General features: G+C 73.7%; 24 protein-coding genes. 12 read left to right on the top strand and 12 right to left on the bottom strand.

Going from position 1 to position 24,586, the window contains the following annotated elements; genetic code table 11:
- Window positions 1-134 precede the first annotated feature (134 nt).
- The gene (locus tag ACWCYO_RS23080; protein WP_270147741.1) at window positions 135-2,321 is read right to left on the bottom strand and encodes an MMPL family transporter; all 2,187 of its coding nucleotides are present in this window, start codon (window positions 2,319-2,321) and stop codon (window positions 135-137) included.
- 433 nt (window positions 2,322-2,754) lie between these two features.
- Here ACWCYO_RS23080 and ACWCYO_RS23075 point away from each other — a divergent pair, with 433 nt between their 5' ends.
- The 3 genes from ACWCYO_RS23075 (at window position 2,755) to ACWCYO_RS23065 (ending at window position 5,702) form a co-directional block, all read left to right on the top strand.
- Window positions 2,755-3,648, top strand: coding sequence for a phosphotransferase enzyme family protein (locus ACWCYO_RS23075; RefSeq protein WP_270147740.1), 894 nt, complete (start codon window positions 2,755-2,757; stop codon window positions 3,646-3,648).
- A 171-nt stretch (window positions 3,649-3,819) separates the two neighbouring features.
- Complete coding sequence (locus ACWCYO_RS23070; RefSeq protein ID WP_449785253.1) at window positions 3,820-4,821, top strand: polysaccharide deacetylase family protein; 1,002 nt, start codon at window positions 3,820-3,822, stop codon at window positions 4,819-4,821.
- Window positions 4,822-4,895: 74 nt separating this feature from the next.
- Complete coding sequence (locus ACWCYO_RS23065; RefSeq protein WP_449785252.1) at window positions 4,896-5,702, top strand: DUF1963 domain-containing protein; 807 nt, start codon at window positions 4,896-4,898, stop codon at window positions 5,700-5,702.
- Window positions 5,703-5,706: 4 nt separating this feature from the next.
- Here the strand turns inward: ACWCYO_RS23065 and ACWCYO_RS23060 are convergent, their stop codons facing one another.
- Window positions 5,707-6,171: a GNAT family N-acetyltransferase gene (locus tag ACWCYO_RS23060; RefSeq protein WP_449785251.1), complete on the bottom strand. Its 465-nt coding sequence runs from the start codon at window positions 6,169-6,171 to the stop codon at window positions 5,707-5,709.
- Window positions 6,172-6,173: 2 nt separating this feature from the next.
- Window positions 6,174-6,908 carry an exonuclease domain-containing protein gene (locus ACWCYO_RS23055; RefSeq protein WP_449785250.1) on the bottom strand — a complete coding sequence of 245 codons (735 nt, stop codon included), beginning with the start codon at window positions 6,906-6,908 and terminating at the stop codon, window positions 6,174-6,176.
- 135 nt (window positions 6,909-7,043) lie between these two features.
- Between ACWCYO_RS23055 and ACWCYO_RS23050 the strand changes: the two genes are divergently transcribed.
- From ACWCYO_RS23050 to ACWCYO_RS23040, 3 genes are read left to right on the top strand one after another with little or no spacing between them, the layout of a single operon-like run.
- Window positions 7,044-7,319, top strand: coding sequence for a hypothetical protein (locus tag ACWCYO_RS23050; protein ID WP_449785249.1), 276 nt, complete (start codon window positions 7,044-7,046; stop codon window positions 7,317-7,319).
- Entirely contained in the window at window positions 7,316-7,528 is a 213-nt protein-coding gene (locus ACWCYO_RS23045) for a PIN domain-containing protein (RefSeq protein ID WP_270147732.1), read from the top strand. The genes ACWCYO_RS23050 and ACWCYO_RS23045 overlap by 4 nt, the downstream gene beginning before the upstream one ends.
- Window positions 7,529-7,547: 19 nt before the next feature.
- Window positions 7,548-7,739: a type II toxin-antitoxin system VapC family toxin gene (locus tag ACWCYO_RS23040; RefSeq protein WP_270147730.1), complete on the top strand. Its 192-nt coding sequence runs from the start codon at window positions 7,548-7,550 to the stop codon at window positions 7,737-7,739.
- 65 nt (window positions 7,740-7,804) lie between these two features.
- On the opposite strand, the gene ACWCYO_RS23035 is transcribed toward ACWCYO_RS23040, so the two are convergent.
- The 4 genes from ACWCYO_RS23035 to ACWCYO_RS23020 all read right to left on the bottom strand — a co-directional run bounded on the left by ACWCYO_RS23035 (window position 7,805) and on the right by ACWCYO_RS23020 (window position 12,376).
- Window positions 7,805-9,751 carry an FtsX-like permease family protein gene (locus tag ACWCYO_RS23035; protein ID WP_449785248.1) on the bottom strand — a complete coding sequence of 649 codons (1,947 nt, stop codon included), beginning with the start codon at window positions 9,749-9,751 and terminating at the stop codon, window positions 7,805-7,807.
- A complete protein-coding gene (locus ACWCYO_RS23030; RefSeq protein ID WP_449785247.1) occupies window positions 9,748-10,497 on the bottom strand; it encodes an ABC transporter ATP-binding protein in 750 nt (249 codons plus the stop codon). The genes ACWCYO_RS23035 and ACWCYO_RS23030 overlap by 4 nt, the downstream gene beginning before the upstream one ends.
- A gap of 79 nt (window positions 10,498-10,576) precedes the next feature.
- Window positions 10,577-11,041, bottom strand: coding sequence for a GNAT family N-acetyltransferase (locus tag ACWCYO_RS23025; RefSeq protein ID WP_270147726.1), 465 nt, complete (start codon window positions 11,039-11,041; stop codon window positions 10,577-10,579).
- 60 nt (window positions 11,042-11,101) lie between these two features.
- Window positions 11,102-12,376: an SAV2148 family HEPN domain-containing protein gene (locus ACWCYO_RS23020; RefSeq protein WP_405000729.1), complete on the bottom strand. Its 1,275-nt coding sequence runs from the start codon at window positions 12,374-12,376 to the stop codon at window positions 11,102-11,104.
- 384 nt (window positions 12,377-12,760) lie between these two features.
- On the opposite strand from ACWCYO_RS23020, the gene glgX reads away from it, so the two are divergent.
- The 3 genes from glgX to treZ all read left to right on the top strand — a co-directional run bounded on the left by glgX (window position 12,761) and on the right by treZ (window position 19,187).
- The gene (glgX, locus tag ACWCYO_RS23015) at window positions 12,761-14,908 is read left to right on the top strand and encodes a glycogen debranching protein GlgX (protein ID WP_270147725.1); all 2,148 of its coding nucleotides are present in this window, start codon (window positions 12,761-12,763) and stop codon (window positions 14,906-14,908) included.
- Window positions 14,909-14,979: 71 nt separating this feature from the next.
- Window positions 14,980-17,439, top strand: a complete 2,460-nt coding sequence (gene treY, locus ACWCYO_RS23010; RefSeq protein ID WP_449785246.1) for a malto-oligosyltrehalose synthase — start codon at window positions 14,980-14,982, stop codon at window positions 17,437-17,439.
- A 2-nt stretch (window positions 17,440-17,441) separates the two neighbouring features.
- A complete protein-coding gene (gene treZ / locus ACWCYO_RS23005) occupies window positions 17,442-19,187 on the top strand; it encodes a malto-oligosyltrehalose trehalohydrolase (RefSeq protein ID WP_449785245.1) in 1,746 nt (581 codons plus the stop codon).
- 25 nt (window positions 19,188-19,212) lie between these two features.
- Here the strand turns inward: treZ and ACWCYO_RS23000 are convergent, their stop codons facing one another.
- Both ACWCYO_RS23000 and ACWCYO_RS22995 read right to left on the bottom strand, forming a co-directional pair.
- Window positions 19,213-20,106 carry a transketolase family protein gene (locus ACWCYO_RS23000; protein ID WP_449785244.1) on the bottom strand — a complete coding sequence of 298 codons (894 nt, stop codon included), beginning with the start codon at window positions 20,104-20,106 and terminating at the stop codon, window positions 19,213-19,215.
- A gap of 38 nt (window positions 20,107-20,144) precedes the next feature.
- Complete coding sequence (locus ACWCYO_RS22995; RefSeq protein ID WP_270147720.1) at window positions 20,145-20,852, bottom strand: thiamine pyrophosphate-dependent enzyme; 708 nt, start codon at window positions 20,850-20,852, stop codon at window positions 20,145-20,147.
- Between the two features lie 56 nt (window positions 20,853-20,908).
- Here ACWCYO_RS22995 and soxR point away from each other — a divergent pair, with 56 nt between their 5' ends.
- A complete protein-coding gene (gene soxR / locus ACWCYO_RS22990) occupies window positions 20,909-21,451 on the top strand; it encodes a redox-sensitive transcriptional activator SoxR (RefSeq protein WP_270147718.1) in 543 nt (180 codons plus the stop codon).
- A gap of 46 nt (window positions 21,452-21,497) precedes the next feature.
- Here the strand turns inward: soxR and ACWCYO_RS22985 are convergent, their stop codons facing one another.
- The 3 genes from ACWCYO_RS22985 to ACWCYO_RS22975 form a co-directional block, all read right to left on the bottom strand.
- Complete coding sequence (locus tag ACWCYO_RS22985) at window positions 21,498-22,019, bottom strand: GNAT family N-acetyltransferase (protein WP_270147717.1); 522 nt, start codon at window positions 22,017-22,019, stop codon at window positions 21,498-21,500.
- 22 nt (window positions 22,020-22,041) lie between these two features.
- Complete coding sequence (locus ACWCYO_RS22980) at window positions 22,042-22,584, bottom strand: GNAT family N-acetyltransferase (protein ID WP_449785243.1); 543 nt, start codon at window positions 22,582-22,584, stop codon at window positions 22,042-22,044.
- A 175-nt stretch (window positions 22,585-22,759) separates the two neighbouring features.
- Entirely contained in the window at window positions 22,760-23,353 is a 594-nt protein-coding gene (locus ACWCYO_RS22975) for a TetR/AcrR family transcriptional regulator (RefSeq protein ID WP_449785242.1), read from the bottom strand.
- Between the two features lie 61 nt (window positions 23,354-23,414).
- On the opposite strand from ACWCYO_RS22975, the gene ACWCYO_RS22970 reads away from it, so the two are divergent.
- Both ACWCYO_RS22970 and ACWCYO_RS22965 read left to right on the top strand, forming a co-directional pair.
- Entirely contained in the window at window positions 23,415-23,897 is a 483-nt protein-coding gene (locus tag ACWCYO_RS22970; RefSeq protein WP_270147710.1) for an SRPBCC family protein, read from the top strand.
- 153 nt (window positions 23,898-24,050) lie between these two features.
- Window positions 24,051-24,485: an SRPBCC family protein gene (locus ACWCYO_RS22965; protein WP_449785241.1), complete on the top strand. Its 435-nt coding sequence runs from the start codon at window positions 24,051-24,053 to the stop codon at window positions 24,483-24,485.
- The last annotated feature ends 101 nt before the right edge of the window (window positions 24,486-24,586 follow it).

Genomic DNA, 24,586 nt, shown 5'->3' with positions numbered 1-24,586 from the left:
GTCACGTGGCGGTGGCCCGCCGCGCTCGGACGACGGCCGGGGCGGACGCGGCGACCGGGGTGGCGCCGACGGCGGAGGCCGAGCCCCGCCGGAGCGGGGCGCCGCCTGTCGTTCAGCCGGTGTTCAGACCTTGATCAACGCCGGCCGACCGGCTCCGGCGGCAGGGTGGCGCCGACCCGCGCGGCCGGGCCCTCGCCGTGGCCCTTGGCGTCGCCGTGGCCGGGCCACCAGGCGCGGCGGCCGAGCATGGCGGTGAGCGCCGGGGTGAAGAACATCGCCATCACGAAGGCCGCGATGATGATGCCGATCGCGATCGAGAAGCCCATCTCGCTCATCATCGTGTTGCCGGCCAGCAGCATGGTGCCGAAGGTCGCGGCCAGGATGAAGCCCGCCGCGGCCACCGTCGGGCCGCCGTGGCGGATGGCCTGGCTCGCCGCCTCGCGGGGGTCGCGGCCCTCGCGGGCCTCCTCGCGCAGTCGGGCGATCATCAGGATGTTGTAGTCGGTGCCGATCGCGACCACGAACAGGTAGATCAGGATCGGCAGCATGAACATCAGACCGGTCTCGCCCTTGATGTTCTGGAACACCAGGGTGGTGGCACCGAGGGTGGCGCCGAAGCCGAGGCCGACCGAGGCCATCAGGTACCACGGGGCGACCACGCTGCGCAGCAGCAGGCCGAGGATGACCATGATCAGCACCGCGGCGATCGGGAAGACCAGCCTGTAGTCGTGGGCCATCGCCGTGTTGATGTCCTTGTACACGGAGCTGGTGCCGGAGACGTAGGCCTTGGTACCGGCGGGCGCCTGGTCGTGGGCGACCTTGCGGACCCGGTCGATGGTGTCGATGGCCTTGTTGCTGGACGACTCGTCCTTCAGCACGACGGTGACGTCGACGGTGAGCCCGTCCTTGCTGATGCCGCGCTCCGCGTTCGGCATGGCGGAGGTGGCCACGCCGTCGACCTTGCCCAGGTCGGCCACGTAGCCCTGGAGCGCGTTGAGGTCGATCTTGCTGCCGTTCTCGCTGGTGACGAGGACGTGGGCGGGGTCGGCGGCGCCGGCCGAGTAGGCCTTGATCATGGTGTCCTGGACGACCATCGACTCCTTGTCCTTCGGCATGGAGCTGCCGGCCATGTCGAAGGTGCCCTTGTAGCCGAGGGCGGCGACCGCGAGGCCGACCATCACCAGGCCGGAGACCAGGGCGGCGGCGACCGGACGGCGGCCGACGCCGCGGCCGATGGCGGCGAAGCGGGCGTTCGAGGGCTCGCGCTGCCAGGCCTTGGAGGGCCAGAACAGGACCTTCTGGGGGATCAGGCAGAGGATCGCGGGCACCAGGGTGACCGAGGCGAGCGCGGTGACGCCGACGGCGATGGCCAGCGCCGGGCCGAGTGCCTTGAACATGCCGAGGCTGGACAGCACGAGCACCGAGAAGGCGACCACGACGGCGCCGGCGGCGGAGGTGATGGCCTCGCCGACCCGACCGACCGCATTGGCCACGGCCTCCTTGCGGTTGTCCCCGGCCCGCAGCCGCTCGCGGTAGCGGAACATCAGGAACAGGAAGTAGTCGGTGCCGACGCCGTAGAGCACGACGGTGAGGATCTGCGAGATCGAGCTGTCGGCCTTGAGGCCGAACCAGTCGGTCGCGAAGCCGATCAGACCGGTGGCGACCATCGAGTAGATGATCACCGAGAGCACCGGCAGCAGCGCGACGAGCGGGCTGCGGAAGATGATCCCGAGCGTGAGCAGGATGATCACGACCGTGCCGAGCCCGATCAGCATGCCCGCCGTGTTGCTGGAGTCCTTCTGGTCCAGCATGGTCGCGGCCGGACCGCCGACCTGGTACTTCAGGTTGGTGCCGGCGGCGAGTTCCTTGCCGTCGTCGCGAAGCTGCTTCGCGGCGTCGGTGAACTCGTCCGACTGCATCTTGGACTTGTCGATGGAGACCAGCGCCATCGCGTACTTGTGGTCCTGGGAGTACGAGCCCGTCTTGTCGGAGACCGGGAGGACCTGCTCGACGAGCGGGATCTTCTTGTCGGCCAGGCCCTGGGTGATCTTGTCCATGGCGGCCTGGTCGCCGGCGTCCAGCCGGCCGCCGTCGTTGCGCTCGAAGAGCAGCAGCGCGGACGGCGACTTCTCGGACGGGAAGGCCTTCTGCTGGAGGTCCGTCGCCTGGATGGACTCGTAGTGCTTGGGCAGGAAGGCCGACTCGTCGGTGTTGGTGGTCAGCGCGGGAGCGGATCCGATGATCGCGACCGCGGCGATCAGCCACGCGCCGATCACCCACCAGGCGCGGCGGACGACGAAGTGTCCTAGTCGGTGGAACATGCTCGATGCCTCCTGGGCATGGTTCACCGCAGCCCTTGGGGGACGGGACGCTGGGCGACGGCAGGACCGGACGGCGGACGCATCGGCGTCCCCTAGCCGGTCGGCAGGTAAGTAGGTCTGGGCGTCATCCTACGAGTACGTGCTTGCCGCTCGGCAAGGAGCCCCCGTTGTCCAACCCCCGTTGCGGGCCGCCCCCGAAGCGGCCCCGACCCAGTCTCTCCCGGCCGCCACCCCGTTGACCTCGTGCTCCGGGTGGAGTCTCCTCCCCCTCAGGGTGGAGCCCGCCCCCTACCTCCGAGGAGGAGGCGTCAGGGTCCCGGGGTAGGGGAAAACCCCGCCCCCGTCCGTGCGCCGTCCCGTACGCCGCCGGGTGAGCCATGATGATCTCCGTCCGGAGTCCTCCGGAGGAACGACGGCGGAACGGAGCCCAGCCATGATCCCCTTCGACGAGGGCCGCGCCCGGCTGCTGCTCGCCCACGCCTGCGAGTCCGCCGGACTGCCCGGCCCGGGTGACGCCCGGCTGCTCGCGCTCGGCGAGAACGCCGTCTTCGACCTCGGTGACCCGGCCGTGGTCGCCAAGGTCGGCCGCGGCCCCGAACTGTACGACCGGGCGCACCGCGAGCTGACCGTCGCGCACTGGCTGGCCGGGCAGGACGTCCCGGTGGTCCGCCCGTACGGGGCGGTGCCGGCCGAGCCGCAGCTGGCCGACGGGCACCCGGTCACCTTCTGGCACCGGCTCGCCCCCGCCGTCCGCCCGGCCCGCCCGGCCGACCTCGCCCCGCTGCTGCGGGCCCTGCACCGACTGCCGCTGCCGCCCTTCCCGGTCGGCCGGCGCGACCTGCTGGCGCCGGTCGAGCGCTGGCTGGCCTCCGCCGAGGGGCAGGTCGACCCGGCGGACGTCGCCTTCCTGCGCCACCGCCGGGACGCCTTCGAGGCCGCCCTGCCCGACCTCGTGCCGCAGCTGCACCCCGGGGTGATCCACGGGGACGCGCTGCCGCGCAACGTCCACGTCGGCCCGGACGGGCCGGTGCTGCTCGACCTGGAGAACGTCTCGCACGACCTGCGCGAGCACGACCTGGTGGTACTCGCGCTCAGCCACGACCGCTACGGCGTGCCGGGCGAGGAGTACCGGGCGTTCACCGAGGCGTACGGCTGGGACGTGCGGGACTGGCCCGGCTTCGCGGTGCTGCGCGGGGCCCGGGAGACGGCCAGCGCCTCCTGGGTCGCCCAGCAGGCGGCCGGGAACCCGGCGGCGCTCGCGGAGTTCGGCCGCCGGGTCGCCTCGCTCCGCGAGGGGGCCACCGACGTGCGGTGGTACCCGTTCTGACGGCGCCCGGATACCCGTTCCGAACGGCGGACGCCAATCCGGTCGAGTGTGAGAAGACTCTTAGGACGGATCGGTCCGGCCGGCAACCGGGACACGTACGATCGGCGTCCTATCGCACAGTCATCCTGACCGAGGGATCGGCACCCGTCTCGCCCCTCAGGAGCCGCCGTCATGCACCGGACCGCCACCCGCCGCCGCCCGTCGCTTCCGACTCTCCCGATCCGTCCGTCCCGTCCGGGCGCGGGCCGCGGTCGGCTGATCGCGGGCTGCATCGCGGTGGCCGCCGTCCTGGGGCTGTCCGCGTGCGGCGCCGCCAGCGGGGCGCTGCAGCCGAGCACCAACGCCGCCGCCCCCGACACCGGCTCGACGCAGCAGCCGCAGCCGACCGGCAGCGGGGCCACCACCAGCGCGCCCGCCCCCGGCTCGGACGCCGCCACCGGCTCCGGCCCGACCGCGCCGCCGGCCACCGCGAAGCCGCGCACGCCCACCGCGCCGACCGGCTCCCCGGTCGGCTCCCCGCCCACCGGCACGCCCGCGGCGCCGCCCGCCGCACCGCCCGCCCACACCGGGACGGCGACCAAGGTGATCGGCTCCACCGCCTCCGGCGGCCGCACCGTCGCGCTCACCTTCGACGACGGCCCCGGCCCGGCCACCGGCCAGATCCTCGACCTGCTCGCCCAGTACCACGTCAAGGCCACCTTCTGCGAGATCGGCCAGAACGCCGCCGCCAACCCGGCCCTGGTGAAGCGGGTGCTGGCCGAGGGTCACCGGCTCTGCGACCACAGCGTCCACCACCCGCAGCCGTTCGAGAAGCTCCCCCACGACAAGGCGGTGTACGAGATCGGCGCCGCCCACGACATGATCGTCAAGGCCGGCGGGCCGGGCACCCAGGTCAGCTGGTTCCGCGCACCGGGCGGCGGCTTCACGGCGGACAACGAGCACATCGCGGCCGGTCTCGGGATGTCCTCGCTCGGCTGGTCCGTCGACCCGCGCGACTGGGCCCGTCCGGGCGTGCCCGCGATCGTCTCCACCGTGCAGAGCCAGCTCAAGCCCGGCGGGGTGATCCTGATGCACGACGGCGGCGGCGACCGCAGCCAGACCGTGGCCGCGCTCAAGCAGCTGCTGCCCTGGCTGATCGCCCAGGGTTACACCTTCGACTGCCCCGCCGCGTAACGGAGTTGGGCCCGGGCCCGGTCGAACGACCGGGCCGCACCGGGGAGTTCGACCGGGCCCTAAGCTGGGGCACCGTGACCGATCTTCCACCCGGCCCCGCCGAACTCGTCGCCGCGGTACCCGGGCTCGCCCGCTACCTCCGGCCCGCCACCCTGCTGCACCCGTACGCCGCGCAACCCGCACCGGGGGCGAGCGGCATCGGCGGCCCGGCCCGGTGGCCGGGCGGCGAGCCCTGGCCGCACTGCACCGCCCGGCACCCGGAGGAGGACGACCGGATCCCCCGCCCGGACCCCGAACTGCGGGCCGTCCCGACGGCCCTGGTCCCGCTCGCCCGGATCCGCGCCGAGGACGCGCCGCACCTGCCCTGGCCGGAGGGCACCGACCTGCTCCAGGTGCTCTGGTGCCCCAACGACCACGACGACATCCAGGGCGAGCGCTACTACTACGGCCCCGCCGTCGAACTCCACTGGCAGCGCGCCGCCGAACTCGCCCCCGCCACTCCCCCGCCGCCCCGGCACAGCGAGGAGGAGTACCTGCCGCAGCCGTGCGCACTGCGCCCCGAACAGCTCCTCGACCTGCCCGACCGCGACGAACTGCCCGAGGAACTCGCCCGCGCCGTCGCCGAGTTCACCCGACGGCAGGGCCTCGAGTACGAGCGGGACCGGGGCCGCGCGGACGGCTGGAAGCTGGGTGGCTGGCCGTCCTGGCACCTCACCGACCTCGTCCCGATCGACTGCGGGCGGTGCGGCGCGCGGATGAACCATCTGCTCACCGTGGAGAGCGGCGACGACCCGGACCTGTCCGTCGGGCGGCACGGCGAACTGCACGTGTTCGTCTGCCCGGTGGACGTGGCACACCCGGTGGGGCTCGACCTGCAGTAGCGGGTCAGGTGACGCGCAGCCGGTAGACCTGGCGGGAGCCGCCCTCCGGTCCGGGTTCGGCGGGCTCGGCCGGGGTGAAGCCCAGCCGCTCGTAGAACACCCGGGCACCGCTGGACACCGCACCGGGGTGGTCCGCGCCGAAGGTCACCACCTCGACGGTGGCCGGGGCGCGGACCCGGTGGCGGCACAGCGCGTCCTCGACCAGCGCCCGGCCGACGCCGGTGCCCCGGGCGCGCTCGGCCACCACCAGCCAGTGCAGGTGGTGCAGCGGGGGCGTGCCGCCGAACAGCAGGCCGCCGAGCAGGCCCCGGTCGTCCTCCGCGACGCTCGCGCGCCCCCGTTCGACGGACCGCTCCACCGCGCGGTGGAAGTCGGGTTCGGCCACCATCGGGCCGAACCAGTGCTCGACCTCGGCGGCCAGGGCGAGGAAGCCGGGCAGGTCCCCGGGGCGGGCCGGGCGTACGGTCACCGTCATACGGTCAGTCCCGGCGGCTCCTGGTCCGTCGGCCGGGACGGCCAGCGCGGATCCACCACCGCCAGCGGGTCCTTGCCGCGGCGCAGCCAGGCCTGCAGGCCCTCGGCCCACTCCCGGTACCAGCCGATCTGCCGCCCGTGCAGTTCGGCCGGCGCCACCGCCCCCACCTCGTCCGGGTAGCGCCCGGCCAGCGCGACGGCGACCCGTACGGCGGCCAGCGCGTCGCTGCCCGCCTCGTGGGCGTCCGTCAGCTCCACGCCGTACACCTCGCACACCCGCTGCAGGGTGCGCGAGCCCTTGCGGTACTTGTCCACGGCCCGGTCGATCACCAGCGCGTCCAGCACCGGCCCGACCGGCCCGCCGAGCCGCTCGGCGAGCGTGGGCAGCCCGTACCGCCGCAACTCGGCGTCGAGCAGCGACAGGTCGAACGGCGCGTTGAACGCCACCACCGGCCGCCCGTCCGCGATCCGCGCGCACAGCGCCGCGGCTATCTCCTCCACCGCCTCCTTGGCCTGCCGCCCCCTGCTGCGCGCCACTGCGTCCCCGATCCCGTGGATCGCCTCCGCCTCGGCGGGGATCGGCACCCCGGGATCGAGCAGCCAGTTGGCGGCCTCCACCCGGACGGCGCCGACCGTGTCCACGAGCGCGGCCGTGACGATGCGGTCCACGGCCGGGTCGGTGCCCGTGGTCTCCAGGTCGAAGCCGACCAGTGGCTGCTGCCACCAGCTCATCAGGTGTGTCCTTCCGTCCTCCAGCGAAACAGCCCCTATCATCACCCGCCCCACCGACAACGGGGCCGCTGGGGGAGCCGATCACGGGTCCGGCGGGCCTAGGCTGTTCCTCGGACCCACGCGAAGGAGTCGGCCATGAGCACTGCCCCGAATCCGCCCGTGCCCCCTCGTCGGCCCGACGAGCCGCATCCGCTGCGAACGATCAGAGAGATTCGCGGATCACTGCCCGAGAACCAGGTCAAGCACTTCGACGCTGAACTCGCCGACACCGACCTCGACGCACTGCCCGCAATGCTGCATCGCTGGGCGACCCTGGGGACCGACGGATTCCTGGACTTCCTCCTGTCGACGCCCTTCGAGGGTCTGGAGTTCGGGGCGCGCTCCTACGACGACGAGGAAGACCCCGAATGACCTACCTGCTGGACACCAATGTGGTCGCCGAACTCACGACTCGGCCGAAACCCGCTCCCGCTGTCGTCGAATGGGCTGACTCCATCCCCGCCACGGAGTACTACCTCAGCGTCATCACCGTCGCGGAGATCGAAGCGGGCGTGGCAGCCGCCCCGGATCCGGTTCGCCGAGCCGCGCTCGATCGGGTCCTCAACGGCATTTCGGGCTGAGTACCAGGGAGGGATCGCGGTGATCGGCGAACGGGAAGCCGCCGCCTACCTGGCCGTTCACCGTCGACTCAAGAGCGCTGGGACATCCATCGACCCGCCCGATGCGTTGATCGCGGCCACGGCCATCGCGAACGGTTGGACGCTCGTCAGCCGCAACGTCAGGCACCTGTCCCGGACCGGTGCGGCTGTGCTGAATCCGTGGGAGTACTGATGGTTCGTCATGCAGCCTGCCCCGGCCGCTGAATGCGACCGGGGCCGGCTTGTCCACCACGCGTCCTACCGCGCCGCCGCCGGGCCGGTCAGGGCGAGGCGGCTGGGCAGGACGCTGGCCGTCACCGCGAGGGCCAGGCAGAGGGCCGCGCCCGCGCCGAGGGGGAGCCAGGGCAGGTGGAGTCCGACGCTGGTCTGCCCGGCCAGGACGCGGTGGTTGAGCAGGGCGGTGGTGCCGTACTGGGTGAGTGCGGTGACGGCGAGGGCCAGGACGGCGGCGGTGGCCACGACCAGGGCGGCTTCCAGGGCGACCATCTGCAGGACCTGGCGGCGCACCGTTCCGGCCAGGCGCAGCACGGTGAAGTCGCGGCGGCGGTCGGCGGCGCTCATCACCATGGTGTTGACGATGGCGATCAGGGCGTAGAGCAGTGCGGGGCCGAGGATGGTGGTGGTGGCGATCCAGGCGTAGTGGGCGCCCGGGTCGGGTCCGGGGTGGTGGGCGTCGGTGAGCGTGCCGCCGAGCCGGTCGGCGGGTTCGGCGCTGAGGTGGACGGCGCCGGGGCGGGCGCCGTCGAGGTGGCCGGCGGCGGCGTCGCCGCTGAGCAGGATCTCGTCGAGGCCGAGCTGGGTGCGGTAGAGCAGGACGAGCCGGAGGCTGGCGAGGGTGCCGTCGGGCAGGCGCAGGTTGACCTGGTCGCCGAGCTTCCAGCCGTGGCCGCGGGCCTGGTCGGTGGAGGCGGCGAGGGTGGCGCCGCGCAGGTCGGCGGCGGTGCCGTCGACGGCGGGCAGGGTCCAGGCGGTGGCGAGGTCGCCGTCGACGACGGTGGCGGCGGACGGGACGGTGGCGGGTGAGTCCTCGCCGTGGTCGTCGAAGGCGGTCCGGTCGGCGCCGAGGCCGGTGACCACGGTGGAGGTGGTGGCGGTGGCGTGCAGCCCGGGCTGAGCTGCGGTGAGCCGGCGGGCGGCGTCGGCGGGCAGCGGGGCGTCGCCGGGGCGCAGCAGGTAGCGGGCGGCGGCGGTGGCCTTGTTCTGGGCGGTCATGGCGTCGGCGAAGGCGGCGGTGGAGCCGATGACGGTGCCGGTGAGCGCGATGGTGAGGAAGGCCGGGGTGGCGGTCGAGACGGTGCGGCGCACGGCGGTGAGCGCGTTCTGCCGGGCGAGCAGCGGGGCGGCGGCGGTGGCGCGGGCGAGCGGGGCGCTGAGCAGTCGGACCAGCGGCGGGACGACGACGGGCGCGAACAGGGCGATCGCGGTGATGGTGAGCAGGTCGGCGCCGAGCACCCACTGGGAGGCGAGCTGGGGGTCGTCCGGCTGGTCGCCGGGGGCGGGTGGCATGGTGGCCGCGGAGAGGTAGTAGGAGACGGTGCCGCCGAGGGCGAGCAGCCCGAGCAGGGCGAAGGCCCAGCGCGGTCGGGTCATCACCTTGCGGTCGACGGCGGCGTCGCCGAGTGCCTCGACGGCGCGCACCCGCCCCGCTCGGACGGCGGCGGTGACGGCGCCGAGCAGGGCGACCAGCAGGCCGACGGCGGCGGCGAGCAGCATCGGTCCGGCGGCGGGCCGGGCGGTGAAGCCGTCGGGGGCGGCGCCTCGGGCGACCAGCCAGGCGGCGAGGGCGGGGGCGCCGGGCAGGGAGAGCAGGCAGCCGCTGACGGCGGAGGCGAGGGCGACGAAGGCGGCCTCGCCGGTGATCAGCCAGACGATCTGGCGGGGCGTGGCGCCGACGGCGCGCAGCATCGCGATCTCCTGGCGGCGCTGGGCGACGGCGAAGGCGAAGGTGCCGGCGACGACGAAGACGGCGACGAAGGCGGCCATCGCGGAGGTGAACTGGAGCACCTTGTGCAGGGAGGGCGCGCCGAGCGGGGAGTCGTCCCCGGCGGTGTCGTCGAGCAGGCTGCCGGTGGTGGCGACCAGGGTGACGCCGAGGGTGAGGGCGACGTAGGAGCCGGCGAAGGCGGCCTGGCGGCGGCGCAGGCTCGCGGCGGCGACGGGCAGCAGGGTGCCGAGGGACGTCATGCGACGGTCTCCAGGGCGGTCATCCGCTCGGCGACCTGCTGGGCGGTGGGGTGGGGCAGGTCGTCGACGATCCGGCCGTCGGCGAGGAAGAGGACGCGGTCGGCGTAGGAGGCGGCGACCGGATCGTGGGTGACCATGACGGTGCTCTGGCCGTCGCGGTCGACCAGGTCGCGCAGCAGGGCGAGCACGTCGCGGCTGCTGGAGCTGTCGAGGGCGCCGGTGGGCTCGTCGGCGAACAGCATCCGGGGCTTGGTGATGAGGGCGCGGGCGATGGCGACGCGCTGCTGCTGGCCGCCGGAGAGCTGGGAGGGCAGGTGGCCGGTGCGTTCGCCGAGGCCGACCTGGGTGAGGGCGCGCCGGACCTCGGCGCGGTCGGGGCGGCGCCCGGCCAGGCGCAGCGGCAGGCCGACGTTCTGTTCGGCGGTGAGCGCGCCGACCAGGTTGAACGCCTGGAAGACGAAGCCGAGTCGCTGCCGGCGCAGGACGGTCAGCTCGGTCTCGGTCAGCCCGGCGAGGTCGGTGCCGTCCAGGACGACCCGGCCGCTGTCGGGGCGGTCGAGGCCGGCGCCGCACTGCAGCAGGGTGCTCTTGCCGGAGCCGGAGGGGCCCATCACGGCGGTGAAGCTGCCGCGGTCGAAGGTGACGTCCACCCCCCTGAGCGCCCGCACGGCCTCCGGGCCGGTGCCGTAGGTGCGGTGTACGTCTTCGAGGCGCAGCACGGCCCCGTCATCCCCCGTGATCTTCACGGGAGCTACACCTACCACGGGTGCGATCACCGTGACCAGCCGACTTGGGCGAATCGTTACTGCGCTTGATGACCGTGCGTCAGGCGGCGGGCTCGCGGGCGGGGCGGTGCATGGTGACGTCGATCGGGTCCTCGTGGACGACCGCGAAGCCGTGCCGTTCGTACAGCCGCTGGGCGGCGCTGCCCTGGAGGACGACGAGGCGCATCGGTTCGCCGGCGGCGTCGGCGTCGGCGAGGAGGTGGCGCAGGACGGCGGTGCCGAGGCCGCGGCCCTGGAGGTGCGGGGCCAGGTAGAACAGCTCCAGGTGGCGCCCGCCCCGCTCGTCGGGGCGGATCGTGACGCAGCCCGCGAGGGCCCCCTCGACCAGCAGCACGGAGGTGTGGCGGGTGGAGAAGGACTTCCGGACGCGTTCCCGGGAGCGCTCCCGGTCCCAGCGGCCGAGGCGTTCCAGGTCGGCGCGCATGACCTGGGCCTTGAGCTCGACGATGGGTTCGAGGTCCTCGGGGCCGGCGGGTTCCAGGGTCCAGGTGGGGAGGCTGTTCACGGCCCGCAGTGTTCCATCGCCGACAGGACCCTGACCAGCGGTCATCTCACGATGCGAGCCTCACGACACGTTCCGGGAATCGGCCCAGACCCCCTCGAACTCCTCGCGGTAGACCTCCAGCAGCCCCGGCTCGGTGCCGCCGGGCTGCTGGCCGGCTCCGCCGCGCAGGACGAGCGCCGGGGACTCCATGCCCCGGGAGCGGCGCAGGTAGGGCTGGATGACGCCGAGGTCGCGGCTCTGTCGGCGGCCGGCGACCGGGCCGGTGGGGCGGGGGCCCTCGACCAGGTAGGCGGTGAAGCGCGGGGTCTCGTCGAAGACCCGGATCTCGAAGCCGCCCTGGTCCCGCAGCCGGGCCCGGACCCGGCGCACGTGCATGATGTTCATCTCGATGGAGCGGGACAACTCGCTGCGGGAGAGCCCGAGTTCACGCTCGCGGCGGCGTACGGCGCTGCTCGCCGGGTTGAGGAACAGCAGCCGCACCCGGCAGCCCTCGCCGGCGAGGCGGACCAGGCGCTTGCCGGTGTAGTTCTGGCAGAGCATGCCGAGGCCGATGCCGAGGGCGTCCAGGCGCCGGGCGCCGTCGAGCAGGTCCTCGACGGGCAGGTCGCGCTGCAGCCGGACCCGGTCGGCGTGCACCGCGACCACGTCCGCGTAGCGCCCGGCGACCAGGGACTCCACCACGTCGGCGGGCACCCCTCCGGCGCCGCCGTCGAGGACGGCGAGCAGCCGGGCGGCGGCGCGTTCGGTCTGGGCGAGCACGGTCTGGGTGAGCACCCGGTTGCGGGAGACCACGTGCCGGGCCACCTCGAGTTCGTCCAGGGCGAGTTCGATCTCGCGCCGGTCGGCGAGGTAGGGCTCGAAGCAGGGCCAGTGCTGGACCATCAGTTCGCGCAGCTGGGGCAGGGTGAGGAAGACCAGCGGGTCGTCGTCGGCCGGGTCGAGCAGGTAGCCCTTGCGGCGGCTGACCTCGCGCACCGCGCCCGCCCGGTGGGCCCATTCCTCGCCGGCCGGTCCGGCGGCGGCGGTGACCCAGTCCTCGCCGTGGGCGGGGGCGTAGATGGGGTGGAGCACCTCGTCGACGAGGGAGCGCAGCCGCTGTTCGACCAGGTTGAGCCAGACGTAGGCACGGCCGGACAGCCGGACCCGCTGGTAGGCGTCCTCCCATTCGCCGGCCGACCAGGCGAGCGCGGGGACCTCGACGGGGCCGCTCTGGGCCGGCACCAGGGCGCGGCCGGTCATGGTGGGGCGCATGACGACCGTGGGCGCCTCGCTGCGGGCACCGCCCCGGTCGGGGCCGTCGGGCCCGGAGCCACGGCCGCCAGCGGGGAACACCATGCACCACCTCATCTGCGGCTGACCCCCGCGGGCGCGGGGACCGTTGACGGGCCGTTGACAAGCATCGGGTCGGCCGGGGCGGCCGGACGATCAAGGGTACTGCCCGTCGCGAGCCGCCCGCAGCCGGATGGACGAGGGGGCTCGCGCGCACCACCCGCCCCACTCTTCACAGGATTCGCCACTGGACACCCGTTCGGGGTAACCCCGGCGCTATCTCCCGGCCGTCGGGGAAGGGCTCGGGAAGTATTGCGGGCTGTGCCGTGCGTCACGGCGCGCGAGCGTCGCACATGCGCGGCCGCCCGGCCGGGAAGAGAGCGCACGGGTCCGGGCAGATAGTCGGACTACATGTCAGTTTCCGTACGCCATGAGGAAGTTGAGGACGTCATGCAGGTCTGGCCCGGTAAGCCCTACCCCCTCGGCGCCACCTACGACGGGGCCGGCACCAACTTCGCGGTGTTCTCGGAGAGTGCCGACCGGATCGAACTGTGCCTGATCGGCGAGGACGGCTCGGAGACCGCCGTCGAACTGCGCGAGACGGACGCCTTCGTCCGGCACGCCTACCTCCCGGGCGTCCAGCCCGGCCAGCGCTACGGCTTCCGCGTGCACGGCCCGTACAACCCGGGCCTGGGCCAGCGGCACAACAGCGCCAAACTGCTGCTGGACCCGTACGCCAAGGCGATGAGCGGCCACATCGACTGGGACGAGTCCGTCTACGGCTACCACTTCGGCGCGCCCGAGCGCCGCAACGACCTCGACTCCGCCCCGCACACCATGCACTCGGTGGTGATCAACCCCTACTTCGACTGGGGCACCGACCACCCGCCGCGCACCGACTACCACCGCACCGTCATCTACGAGGCCCACGTCAAGGGCCTCACCCAGCTGCACCCCGGCATCCCCGAGGAGATCCGCGGCACCTACGCGGGCCTGGCCCACCCGGCGGTGATCGAGCACCTGGCCAAGCTCGGCGTCACCGCGATCGAGCTGATGCCGGTCCACCAGTTCGTCCGCGACCACCGGCTGCGCGACCTTGGCCTGGCCAACTACTGGGGCTACAACACCATCGGCTTCTTCGCCCCGCACTCCTCCTACTCCTCCGGCGGCGACCGCGGCCAGCAGGTGCAGGAGTTCAAGTCGATGGTCAAGGCGCTGCACGCGGCCGGCATCGAGGTGATCCTGGACGTCGTCTACAACCACACCGCCGAGGGCAACCACCTCGGGCCGACGCTGTCGCTGCGCGGCCTGGACAACGTCTCCTACTACCGCCTCGCCCAGGACCAGCGCTTCTACGAGGACACCACCGGCACCGGCAACAGCCTGCTGATGCGCAGCCCGCACGTGCTCCAGCTGATCATGGACTCGCTGCGCTACTGGGTCACCGAGATGCACGTGGACGGCTTCCGCTTCGACCTCGCCGCCACCCTGGCCCGGCAGTTCCACGAGGTGGACCGGCTGTCCTCGTTCTTCGACCTGGTCCAGCAGGACCCGGTGGTCTCCCAGGCCAAGCTGATCGCCGAACCCTGGGACCTCGGCGAGGGCGGCTACCAGGTCGGCAACTTCCCACCGCTGTGGACGGAGTGGAACGGCATGTACCGGGACACCGTGCGCGACCTGTGGCGCGGCGAGAACGCCACCCTGGCCGAGTTCGGCTCCCGGCTCACCGGCTCCTCCGACCTCTACCAGGACGACGGCCGCCGCCCGATCGCCTCCATCAACTTCGTCACCTGCCACGACGGCTTCACCCTGCGCGACCTGGTCTCCTACAACGACAAGCACAACCAGGCCAACGGCGAGGACAACCGGGACGGCGAGTCCTTCAACCGCTCCTGGAACTGCGGCGTCGAGGGCCCGAGCACCGACCCGGCCGTCGAGGAGCTGCGAGCGCGCCAGCAGCGCAACTTCATCGCCACCCTGATGCTCTCCCAGGGCGTGCCGATGCTCTCCCACGGCGACGAGCTCGGCCGCACCCAGCTGGGCAACAACAACGCGTACTGCCAGGACAACGAGCTCACCTGGGTGCACTGGCCCGAGGGCGAGGGGCCGGAGGCGCGGCTGCTGGAGTTCACCCAGGGGATGATCTGGCTGCGCCGCGACCACCCGGTGTTCCGGCGGCGGCGGTTCTTCCACGGACGGCCGGTGTCCGGGCGGCACGGCTCGGGGGCCCTCCCCCCGAACGGCTACGACGACCTCACCGACATCGCCTGGTTCACCCCCGGCGGGGAGGAGATGACCAAGCGCAACTGGGGCGCCAGCTACGCCAAGTCGCTGACCGTCTTCCTGAACGGCTACGCCATCTCCGAGCCGGACCGGCGCGGCGGGCGGATCGTCGACGACTCCTTCCTGCTGATGTTCAACGCCCACTTCGAGCCGCTGGAGTTCACCGTGCCGGCCGACCACGGGCAGGAGTGGCAGGTCGTGGTCGACACCGCGCAGCCCCGGCTGCCCGCCCCCGGCTCCGGCGCGCGGGTCAAGGCGGGGGACGTGCTGTGGCTCACCGACCGCTCGCTGATGGTGCTGCAGCGACCGGCCTAGCGGATGTGCGCTCACCTGTTCGGATCAGCAGCGGGTCTTGGCGGCAGGCCTGGCCGGGTACCTATGGACCTATGACCTCCGCCGCCGAGCCCGCGCAGCCCCGCCCGGCCGCTACCCACCCGACCCCGCCCCCCACCGCGTCCTACCGCCTCCAGCTCCAGCCCGGCTTCACCCTCCACCACGCCACCGCCGCCGTCCCCTACCTGGCCGCCCTCGGCGTCTCCCACCTGCACCTGTCCCCGCTGCTGGAGGCCGCCCCCGGCTCCGCCCACGGCTACGACACCGTCGACCACACCCGGATCAGCGAGCAGCTCGGCGGCGAGGCCGCGCTGCGCGCCCTGGCCGCCGAGGCGCACCGGCACGGCCTGCGGCTGATCGCCGACGTGGTGCCCAACCACATGGCCGTGCCCGTCCCCGAGCGGCTCAACCAGCCGCTCTGGCAGGTGCTGCGGGACGGGCCCGACTCGCCGTACGCGCGCTGGTTCGACATCGACTGGACCGCCCAGCCCGGCCCCACCGACGCCCCCGGGCGCGGGAGAGTGCTGCTGCCGCTGCTCGGCGACCGGCTCGGCGCCGTCCTGGACCAGCTGACCGTGGACGGCGAGCGGCTGCGCTACCACCAGCACGAGCTGCCGCTGCGCCCGGGCACCCAGCACCTGCCGCTGCCGGACCTGCTCGCCCGCCAGTGGTACCGGCTGGCCTGGTGGCGCCTCGCCCGCACCGAACTCAACTACCGGCGCTTCTTCACCATCAACGAGCTGATCGCCGTCCGGGTCGAGGAGCCGGAGGTCTTCGCCGCCACCCACGCCGTGCTGCTCGGGCTGCACGCCGACGGCGTCCTGGACGGCTTCCGGATCGACCACCCGGACGGGCTCGCCGACCCGCGCGGCTACCTGGAGCGCCTCGCCGAAGCCACCGGCGGCGCGTACGTCGTGGTCGAGAAGATCCTCACCGGCGAGGAGCGGCTGCCCGAGGACTGGCCGGTCGCGGGCACCACCGGCTACGACGCGCTGCGCCGGATCGACGGCGTGCTCACCGACCACGCGGGCGCCTGCCGGCTGGCCGGGGCGTACGAGTCCTTCCTGCGCGGCGGGCCGGTCCGCGACCTGTGCCAGGACCCGCACCCGGCGATCGCCGCCGCCCGGCGCGGGCGGGCCGACATGACCGGGCCCGGCGGCGAGCTGACCGCCGAGGTCGAACGGCTGGTCCGGATCGCGCTGCGGATCGGCGCCGCCGAACCCGCCCACGCCGACCACGCGCCCTGGCAGCTGCGCGCGGCGCTGCGGCGGCTGCTCACCGACTACCCGGCGTACCGGCCGTACGTGCGGCCCGGGGAGCCCGCCTTCGACGACCCGCTGCAGGCCACCGGCTCGCTCGGCCCGGACGGCACCGCGGACCCGACCGAGCGCCTGGTCGCCGCGCTCGCCCTCGGCGAGCTGGGGCGCAGCGCCGACAAGGACGAGTTCTGCGTGCGCTTCGCCCAGACCGCCGCCGCCGTGGCCGCCAAGGGCGTCGAGGACACCGCCTTCTACCGCTGGAACGCCCTGCCCGGCCTCAACGAGGTCGGCGGCGAACCGGCCCGGCCCGGGCTGCACCCGGCGGAGTTCCACGACTGGTGCCGCTACCTGGAACGCACCTGGCCGCACAGCATGACGGTGCTCTCCACCCACGACACCAAGCGCAGCGCCGACGCCCGGGCCCGGCTCGCCGTCCTCGCCGAGCAGCCCGAGGCCTGGGCCGCCGAGGCCGCCGCCTGGTCCACCGCCGCCGGGCCCCCGGCCCCCGGCCTCGACCGCGACGCGGACTGGCTGCTCTGGCACACCCTGGTCGCCGCCTGGCCGATCTCCCCGGACCGGCTGGTCGCCGCCCTGCTCAAGGCCGCCCGCGAGGCCAAGCTGCACACCTCCTGGACCGCCCCCGACGCCCGTTACGAGCAGGCCCTGGAAGCGCGGGCCCGCGCCGTCCACGGCAACGCCGGGCTGCTCCCCCGGATCGAGGGCCTGGTGCACGCGCTCGCCCCGTACGCCCGCTCCAACACCCTGGCCGCCGCCCTGCTGCACCTGACCGTCCCCGGCGTGCCGGACCTGTACCAGGGCAGCGAGGAGCCGCTCTACACCCTGGTGGACCCGGACAACCGCGGCGTGGTGGACCTCGGCGCGCTGGCCGTGCGGCTCACCGACGCGGCCACCCCGCGCCCCGGCGACCTCGCCCGGGAGAAGCTGCACCTGACCGCGACCGCCCTGCACCTGCGCCGCTCCGGCCCGCTCGGCGCCTACCGGCCGCTGCGGGCCGTGGACCTCGCCAGTGACCACCTGCTGGCCTTCGCCCGGGGCGAGGACGTCGTCACCGCCGTCACCCGGCTGCCGTACGGGCTGGCCCGGGCGGGCGGCTGGCGGGACACCGTGCTGGAGCTGCCGGCCGGCGGCCCGTGGACCGACCGGCTGTCGCTGCGCAGCTTCCCGGCCGGAGCGGTGCCGGTGGCGGAGCTGCTGGCCACGTACCCGGTGGCACTGCTGACCAGGAGGGGCTGAGGATGTCGCGCTACGAGGTGTGGGCGCCGTACGCGGCCCACCGGGTCGAGGTCGAAGTGGGCGGCGGGGCCCACGCGTTGGCCCGCTGCGCCGAGCGGGACGGCTGGTGGGCCGGCGAGGCCCCCGAGGGCGACTACGCCTTCCGGCTCGACGGCGGTCCGCCGCTGCCCGACCCGCGCTCGCCCCGGCAGCCGCACGGCCCGGACGGCCCCAGCCGGGCGGTGGACCACACCGCCTTCCGCTGGTCGCAGACCGGCTGGCGCGGGCGCGCGCTGCCCGGCGCGGTGCTGTACGAGCTGCACGTCGGCACCTTCACCGCGCGCGGCACCTTCGACGCGGCAGCCGAACGGCTGGACCACCTGGTCGAGTTGGGCGTGGACTTCGTCGAGCTGATGCCGGTCTGCCCGTTCCCCGGCCGGCACGGCTGGGGCTACGACGGGGTCTCGCCGTGGGCCGTGCACGAGCCCTACGGCGGGCCGGAGGGGCTCAAGCGCTTCGTGGACGCCGCGCACCGCAAGGGCCTCGGGGTGGTGCTCGACGTGGTGCACAACCACCTCGGCCCGTCCGGCAACTACCTTCCGCTGTACGGACCGTACTTCACCGACCGGCACCACACCCCGTGGGGCTCGGCGGTCAACCTGGACGCGCCGGGCTCGGACGAGGTGCGCGCCTACCTGATCGGCAGCGCGCTGGCCTGGCTGCGCGACTACCGGATCGACGGCCTGCGGCTGGACGCGGTGCACGCCCTGGTGGACCACCGGGCCGTCCACTTCCTGGAGGAACTCGTCGGCGAGGTCGAGAGGTTGGCGGTCTCCGTCAACCGGCCGCTGTTCCTGGTCGCCGAGTCCGACCTCAACACCCCGCGCACCACCGCCGCCCGCGAGGCCGGCGGCCAGGGCCTCACCGCGCAGTGGAGCGACGACTTCCACCACGCCCTGCACTGCGCGCTGACCGGCGAATCCCAGGGCTACTACGGCGACTTCGCGCGCGAGCCGCTCGCCGCCCTGGCCAAGACGCTGCGGCGCGGGTTCTTCCACGACGGCACCTGGTCCTCCTTCCGGGAGCGCCGCCACGGGCGGCCGTTCACCTCGGACGCGGGCCACCGGCTGCTCGGCTACCTGCAGACCCACGACCAGGTCGGCAACCGGGCGCTCGGCGACCGGATCTCCACCTCGCTGTCCGCCGGCCGGCTGGCCTGCGGGGCCGCGCTGGTGCTCACCTCGCCGTTCACCCCGATGCTGTTCATGGGCGAGGAGTGGGGCGCCGCCACCCCCTGGCAGTACTTCACCGACCACACCGACCCGGCCCTCGCGGAGGCCGTCCGGCAGGGCCGGCGGCGGGAGTTCGCCGAGCACGGCTGGGCCGCCGAGACCGTCCCGGACCCGCAGGAGCCGGCCACCGTACTGCGGTCGGTGCTCGACTGGACCGAGCCCCGGCGCGCCCCGCACGCCGAACTCCTGGATTGGTACCGGAGGTTGATCGCGCTGCGGCGCGAACGGCCGGAGCTCGCCGACCCGGACCTCGGCGCGGTGCGGGTCGCCTTCGACGAGGCGGCGGGCTGGCTGGTGGTGCACCGGGGGCCGTACCGGGTGGCGGTCAACCTCGGCCCGGCCGAGGCGGCGCTGCCGCTGGCGGCCGCCGGGCGGGAGGCGGCCGGGCGGGAGGTGGTGGCGGCCTTCGGGGCGGCCGCGCTGGAGGGTGCGGCGGTGCGGCTGGCGACGGACTCGGTGGCGATCGTCCGCGTTTGAAGGCTCACCGGAGGCACGCGAGGGCTCACCGCAGGAAGGCGGCGATCCGCTCCTTGAGCGAGGAGGCGTCCAGGCCGTAGGCAGCCAGGTGCTCGGCGATCGAGCCGTAGTGCCGGTGCTCCTCGCGCGGCACGCCCAGGGCCAGCACCCGGTGCGGGCGGTCGGCCAGCGCCGCGTGCGCCTCGTTCACCGAGGTGCCCGCCAGGTACGGCTCCACCAGCACCACGTCCGCCCGCCCGCCCAGCGCGGTGCGCAGCCCGGCGGCGTCGAAGGGGCGCACCGTCGCCGCGTACAGCACGGTGACGTCCAGGCCCTCGGTGGCCGCCAGCACCGCGTCCAGCATCGGGCCGACGGCCAGCACCACGCCGCGCGTGCCGGTGCGCACGGTGGCGAAGCGGCCGGGCTCGACCGCGACCGGTGCGGCGTTCTGGTGCGCGGAGAGCCGGACGTAGACGTTGCGGTCGCCGTCCGCGTAGGCGTGGCGCAGCAGTTGCTCGGCCTCGTCCGGGTGGCCGGGGACGTGCACCGTCCAGTCCGGGAGGGTGTCCAGCAGGGCGACGTCGCCCGGGGACATGTGGGTGCGGCCGCCGGCCGGCCAGTCGTAGGAGCCGGCCGCGCTCACCAGCACGGCGCCGACGCCCTGGTGGACCAGGTCCAGCTTGACCTGCTCGAAGGGCCGCTCGATCAGGAAGCTGGCGAAGGTGTGGGCGATCGGGCGCATGCCGCTGAGCGCCAGTCCGCCGGCCGCGCCGATCAGCAGCTGTTCGCGGATGCCGACGTTGACCACCCGGTCGGGGTGGCGCTGCTGGGCCGGTTCGAAGGCGGCGGCGGTGATGTCGGCGAGCACCACGGCCAGCCGGGGGTCCTCGTCCAGCAGGCGGGAGGTGACGTCGACGAAGCGGTCGCGCATGGTGTCCATCTGTGAAGTGCCTTTCGTGTAGGTACTTGCTGATGTGCTCAGGAGTTCTTCGGCTCGACCCTGGCGACCACGACGTGCGGGCGGCCCGGGTGTTCGGCGGTGAAGGCGCGGTGCAGCGCCTCGTGGTCGCGGCCGTCCACCGTGGCGGTGGACCAGCCCTCGGCGGCGAACCGCTGGGCGATGCCGCCCTGCCAGCCGTGGGTGGCCGAGGAGTTGTCGATCACCACCGCGTGCAGCCGGTCCAGCCCGTACGCGCCGGCGAAGGCCACCGCCTCGTGGTTGGAGCCCTCGTCGAACTCGGCGTCGCCGAGCAGCACCCACACCGCCGGATCGGTCAGCCCCTGCGCCCGCAGGCCGAGCGCCGTGCCGACGGCCAGCGGCAGGCCGTGGCCGAGCGAGCCGGAGGCGATCTCCACGCCGGGGATCAGCGTCCGGTCCGGGTGGTGGCCGAGCGGCGAGTCGTAGCCGCCGAAGCTCGGCAGCACGGCGGGGTCGATGAAGCCCTTGGCGGCCAGTACGGCGTAGTAGGCCATCGGGCCGTGGCCCTTGGAGAGCAGGAAGCGGTCGCGGTCCTGGGCGTCGGCGGTGGCCGGGGTGACCCGCAGCACCCGGTCGTACAGCACCCAAAGGGCGTCCAGGGTGGAGGTGGCGGCGGGGCCGTGCTTCTCGTCGCCGGTCATCAGGGCCATCAACGGCTGGAGGTCCGCGAAGCCTGCCGGGGCCGCCGTCTCTGTGTTCGTCGTCATGCGCCGATCGTGCAACTTAAAGCGAGCTTGAGGTCAAGCGGCTACAGTGAGTGCCCATGACCGCGACACCCGACGGCGGCCGCACCACCGGCCCGCGCACCACCACCCCGCGCACCGGCGACCTGCTCACGATCGGCCAGCTTGCCGCCCGCAGTGGACTGGCCGCCTCCGCGCTGCGCTACTACGAGAGCCTCGGCCTGATCCACGCCACCCGCACCACCGGCGGGCAGCGCCGCTACCTGCGCGGCACGCTGCGCCGGATCGCCTTCGTCCGGGCCGCCCAGCGGGTCGGCCTCTCCCTCGACGAGGCCCGCGTCGCCCTCGACCGGCTGCCCGAGCGCCCCGCCCCCAGCGGCACCGAGTGGGACGCCGTCGCCACCTCCTGGCAGAGCCGGATCGACGAGCAGATCGCCGAACTGGAACGGCTCAAGGCCAAGCTCACCGGCTGCATCGGCTGCGGCTGCCTCTCGCTCACCCGCTGCGCCCTCTACAACGCCGACGACCGGGCCGCCCAGGCCGGGCCCGGCGCCCGCTACCTGCTCACCCGCGACCCGGCCACCGGCCCGGAGCCGGTCCCGCCGACAGCCGCTGAGCGCTGACGGGATCGATCGACTCCGGGCCCGCCGTGACCGGCGACCGTCTCCGTCAGGACCTGGGGTCGGTGCGCAGCACGCTGTAGAGCACCCCGTCGCGCCACTGCCCGGCACGGAAGGTCACCGCACGCCGAACACCCTCACGGGTGAAGCCGGCCTTCTCCAGGGCCCGCTGCTCCGCGATGTTGTCGACCTCGGTGTCCGCCTCCACCCGCACCACCGGCGTGTGCGCGAACAGGTAGTCCACCAGCAGGCGTTGGGCCTCGGTGCCGATCCCCCGTCCGCGCACCCGCGGCATCAGCTGGATGCCGATGTTCCAGTACTGCGCCGTCGGCAGCGCCCCCTTCCGCCGGGCGGCGACGAAGCCGCAGAACTCGCCGTCGGCGACGACCGCGAAGATCCACTGATCGTCCCCGAGCAGCCCGTGCTCCGCCCACCGGCGCCGGAACCGCTCCGGGTCCCGCCAGCCGAACCACTGGAACTCGCCGGTCTCTTCGGGATCGTTGACCAGCCGGCTGAAGGCGGGGAGGTCGGCCTCGGCTATCGGACGCAGGGAGATCTTCGCTTGGTTCATGAAGGCGCCAACGCGCGGCCCGTCACGAGAGTTCCGACACCGGGGCGGGCCGCGGATCGGTGCGCAGCAGGCCGTAGAGCAGCACGTCGCGCCATTCGCCGTCCCGGAAGGTCTGCGCCCGCTGCACGCCTTCGCGGGTGAATCCGGTCTTCTCCAGCACGCGTTGTTCGGCGAGGTTTCCGGTCTCGGTCTCCGCCTCCAGCCGCATCACCGGCGAATGCGCGAACAGGTAGTCGACGAAAAGCCGGTGCGCCTTGGTTCCGATGCCCCGGCCCCTTGCCCCGGGCAGGAGTTGGGCGCCCAGGCTCCAGTGCCAGGACGCCGGGGTCGCGTTCTCCCGCATGGCGGCGGCGTAGCCGCAGAACTCGCCGTCGGCGGTGATCGCGAGGGTCCACTGCTCGTCGGTGAGCAGCCCGTTCTCGGCCCAGACGCGGCGGATCCGGTCGGGCTGGCGCCAGCCGAACCACAGGTGTTCGCCCATGGCGTCGGGGTCGTTGAGGAGCGTGAGGAACTGCGGGAGGTCGGCTTCGGCGATCGGGCGCAGGGAGATCTTCTCTTGGTTCATGCCTGTCCGAACGCCGGTCGACACGGCGACGGTTCCTCAATTCGCCGAAAACTTCCGGAATTTGCCCGGGGCCACACCCGGCAGCCATTTACTGCGCCAATTCCGGGCGGAATTCGGGGAAGTTCACTGCGCCAACCACCCGGGATTCGGCTTCCCGGGCCGGTGATCGGGGATCCTACGACCCGCCTCCGCGCAGCAGGTCGATCGCGCCGCGCTCGGCCAGCTCCTCCGCGTGCCCGGGCAGCGGGGTGCCCGCGTGCAGGTGGCGTCGGACCACGGCGAGCGGGAGGCCGACGACGGCGAGGTTGACCCGGTCCAGGTCCAGCGGCGTCTCGGCGCCGAGCCGTACGGCGAGCCCGGTCACCGCCTGCCGCACCCGGCGCGCGGCCTGCCGTTCGCGCCGCAGCTGCGCCGCGGGCCACTCGGCCCGGCCGAAGGCCTCCACGCCGTGCAGCAGGACGACGGCCCGCTCGCGGTGGGCCCGGCTCCACGCGACGACCTGCCGGGCCGCCGCCCCGGCGGCCAGGTGCGGTTCGGCGTGCTCGGCGAAGACCGGCAGGTAGGCGTCGTGGAACTCCCCCAGCGTGCGCAGCCACAACTCGGCCAGCAGCGCCGATCGTTGGGGGAATCGGTGGTAGACGGACCCGTTGGGCGCGCCGCTCTCGCGGGCCACGGCGGACATGGTGACGGCGGCCGGTCCCCCGGCGGCGGCGAGCCGGACGGCGGCGTCGAGGAGGGTGGCTTCGTCATGGCGGGGTGGTCTGGACATGTAGTGGAGGGTACTCTCCAATTCAATTGGAGAGACCCATCCAAAACCAGGGGGACCCGTCATGCCCGTGCTCAACATCCACGAACGCACCATCCCGGCACCGGAGTCGACGGTCGCCGCCCTCCTCGACGGCCTCTCCGGCCCCGACGACCGACTCTGGCCAGGGATCGCCTGGCCCCCGCTGCGCCTGGACGGCCCACTCGCGGTCGGCGCCACCGGCGGCCACGGACCGGTCCGCTACCGCGTCGTCGGCTACCAGCCGGGCCGGTGGGTGCGCTTCCGCTTCAGCGCGCCGCGCGGCTTCGACGGCTTCCACGAGTTCACCGTCCAGCCCTCGGCGGGTGGTTCGGTGCTGCGCCACACCATCGCCATGCGGCTGCGCGGCCCGGGCCGGCTCAGCTGGCCGCTGGCCTTCCGCTGGTTGCACGACGCCCTGCTCGAGGAAGCCCTCGACCGGGCCGTCCGCGCCTGCGGCGCCACGGTCACCGCCCCCGCCCGGCGAAGCCCCTACGTCCGCCTCCTGCGCCGGCTGGTCCATCGCTGACGGGAAGGTGGCCCCCGATCTCGACCACAGCCGGCCCACCACCGCTGCTCGACTCCCAGCAGCGCGTCCGGAACGCCTTCTGGTGTCCGCGCCCGCGCCGGTCGAGGATGGGTGCCAGTCCTTACTGGTGCATCAGGAACGGCGGTGACGAGCATGGCAAGCATCACGGTCAGCACGGTGGTGGAGGCCCCGGCCGAGCGGGTGTGGGAGCTGGTCGGGAACTTCCACGCCCTCGGCGACTGGCACCCCCACCTGCCGACGAGCCGGCTCGGCAACGGGCCGGCGGGCAACGCGATCGGATCGGTCCGGGTCTTCGAACTGCCCGACGGCGTCGTGCTGCACGAGACGCTGCTCGCCTACGACGACGAGGCCCGCAGCTACACGTACAGCTTCCCCGACGGCACGTTCCACTTCGACGGCTACCGGGCCACCCTGCGGGTCATCCCGGTGACCGAACTGGGCGCCAGCTTCGTGGAGTGGAGCGTCCGGTACGACATCGAGGCCGAGCACCGCAAGGACTCCACCGAGCGCGTGCACGGCGTCTTCACCTCCGGCCTGGCCGGCCTGCGCGAGCGCTTCGCGGGCTGAGCGGGTTGGTGAGCCGAGCGGGTCCGGCGGGTGCTCCCCCCGCCGGGCCCGCTCGGCGTTCCCGTCGGCGGGCACCTGTTGATCTTGACGGTCCGATGCCC

The organism is Kitasatospora sp. NPDC001683 (assembly GCF_053596495.1).
The sequence above is the reverse complement of the archived record's forward strand: the minus strand, read 5'-3'. Positions and strand labels throughout refer to the sequence as shown.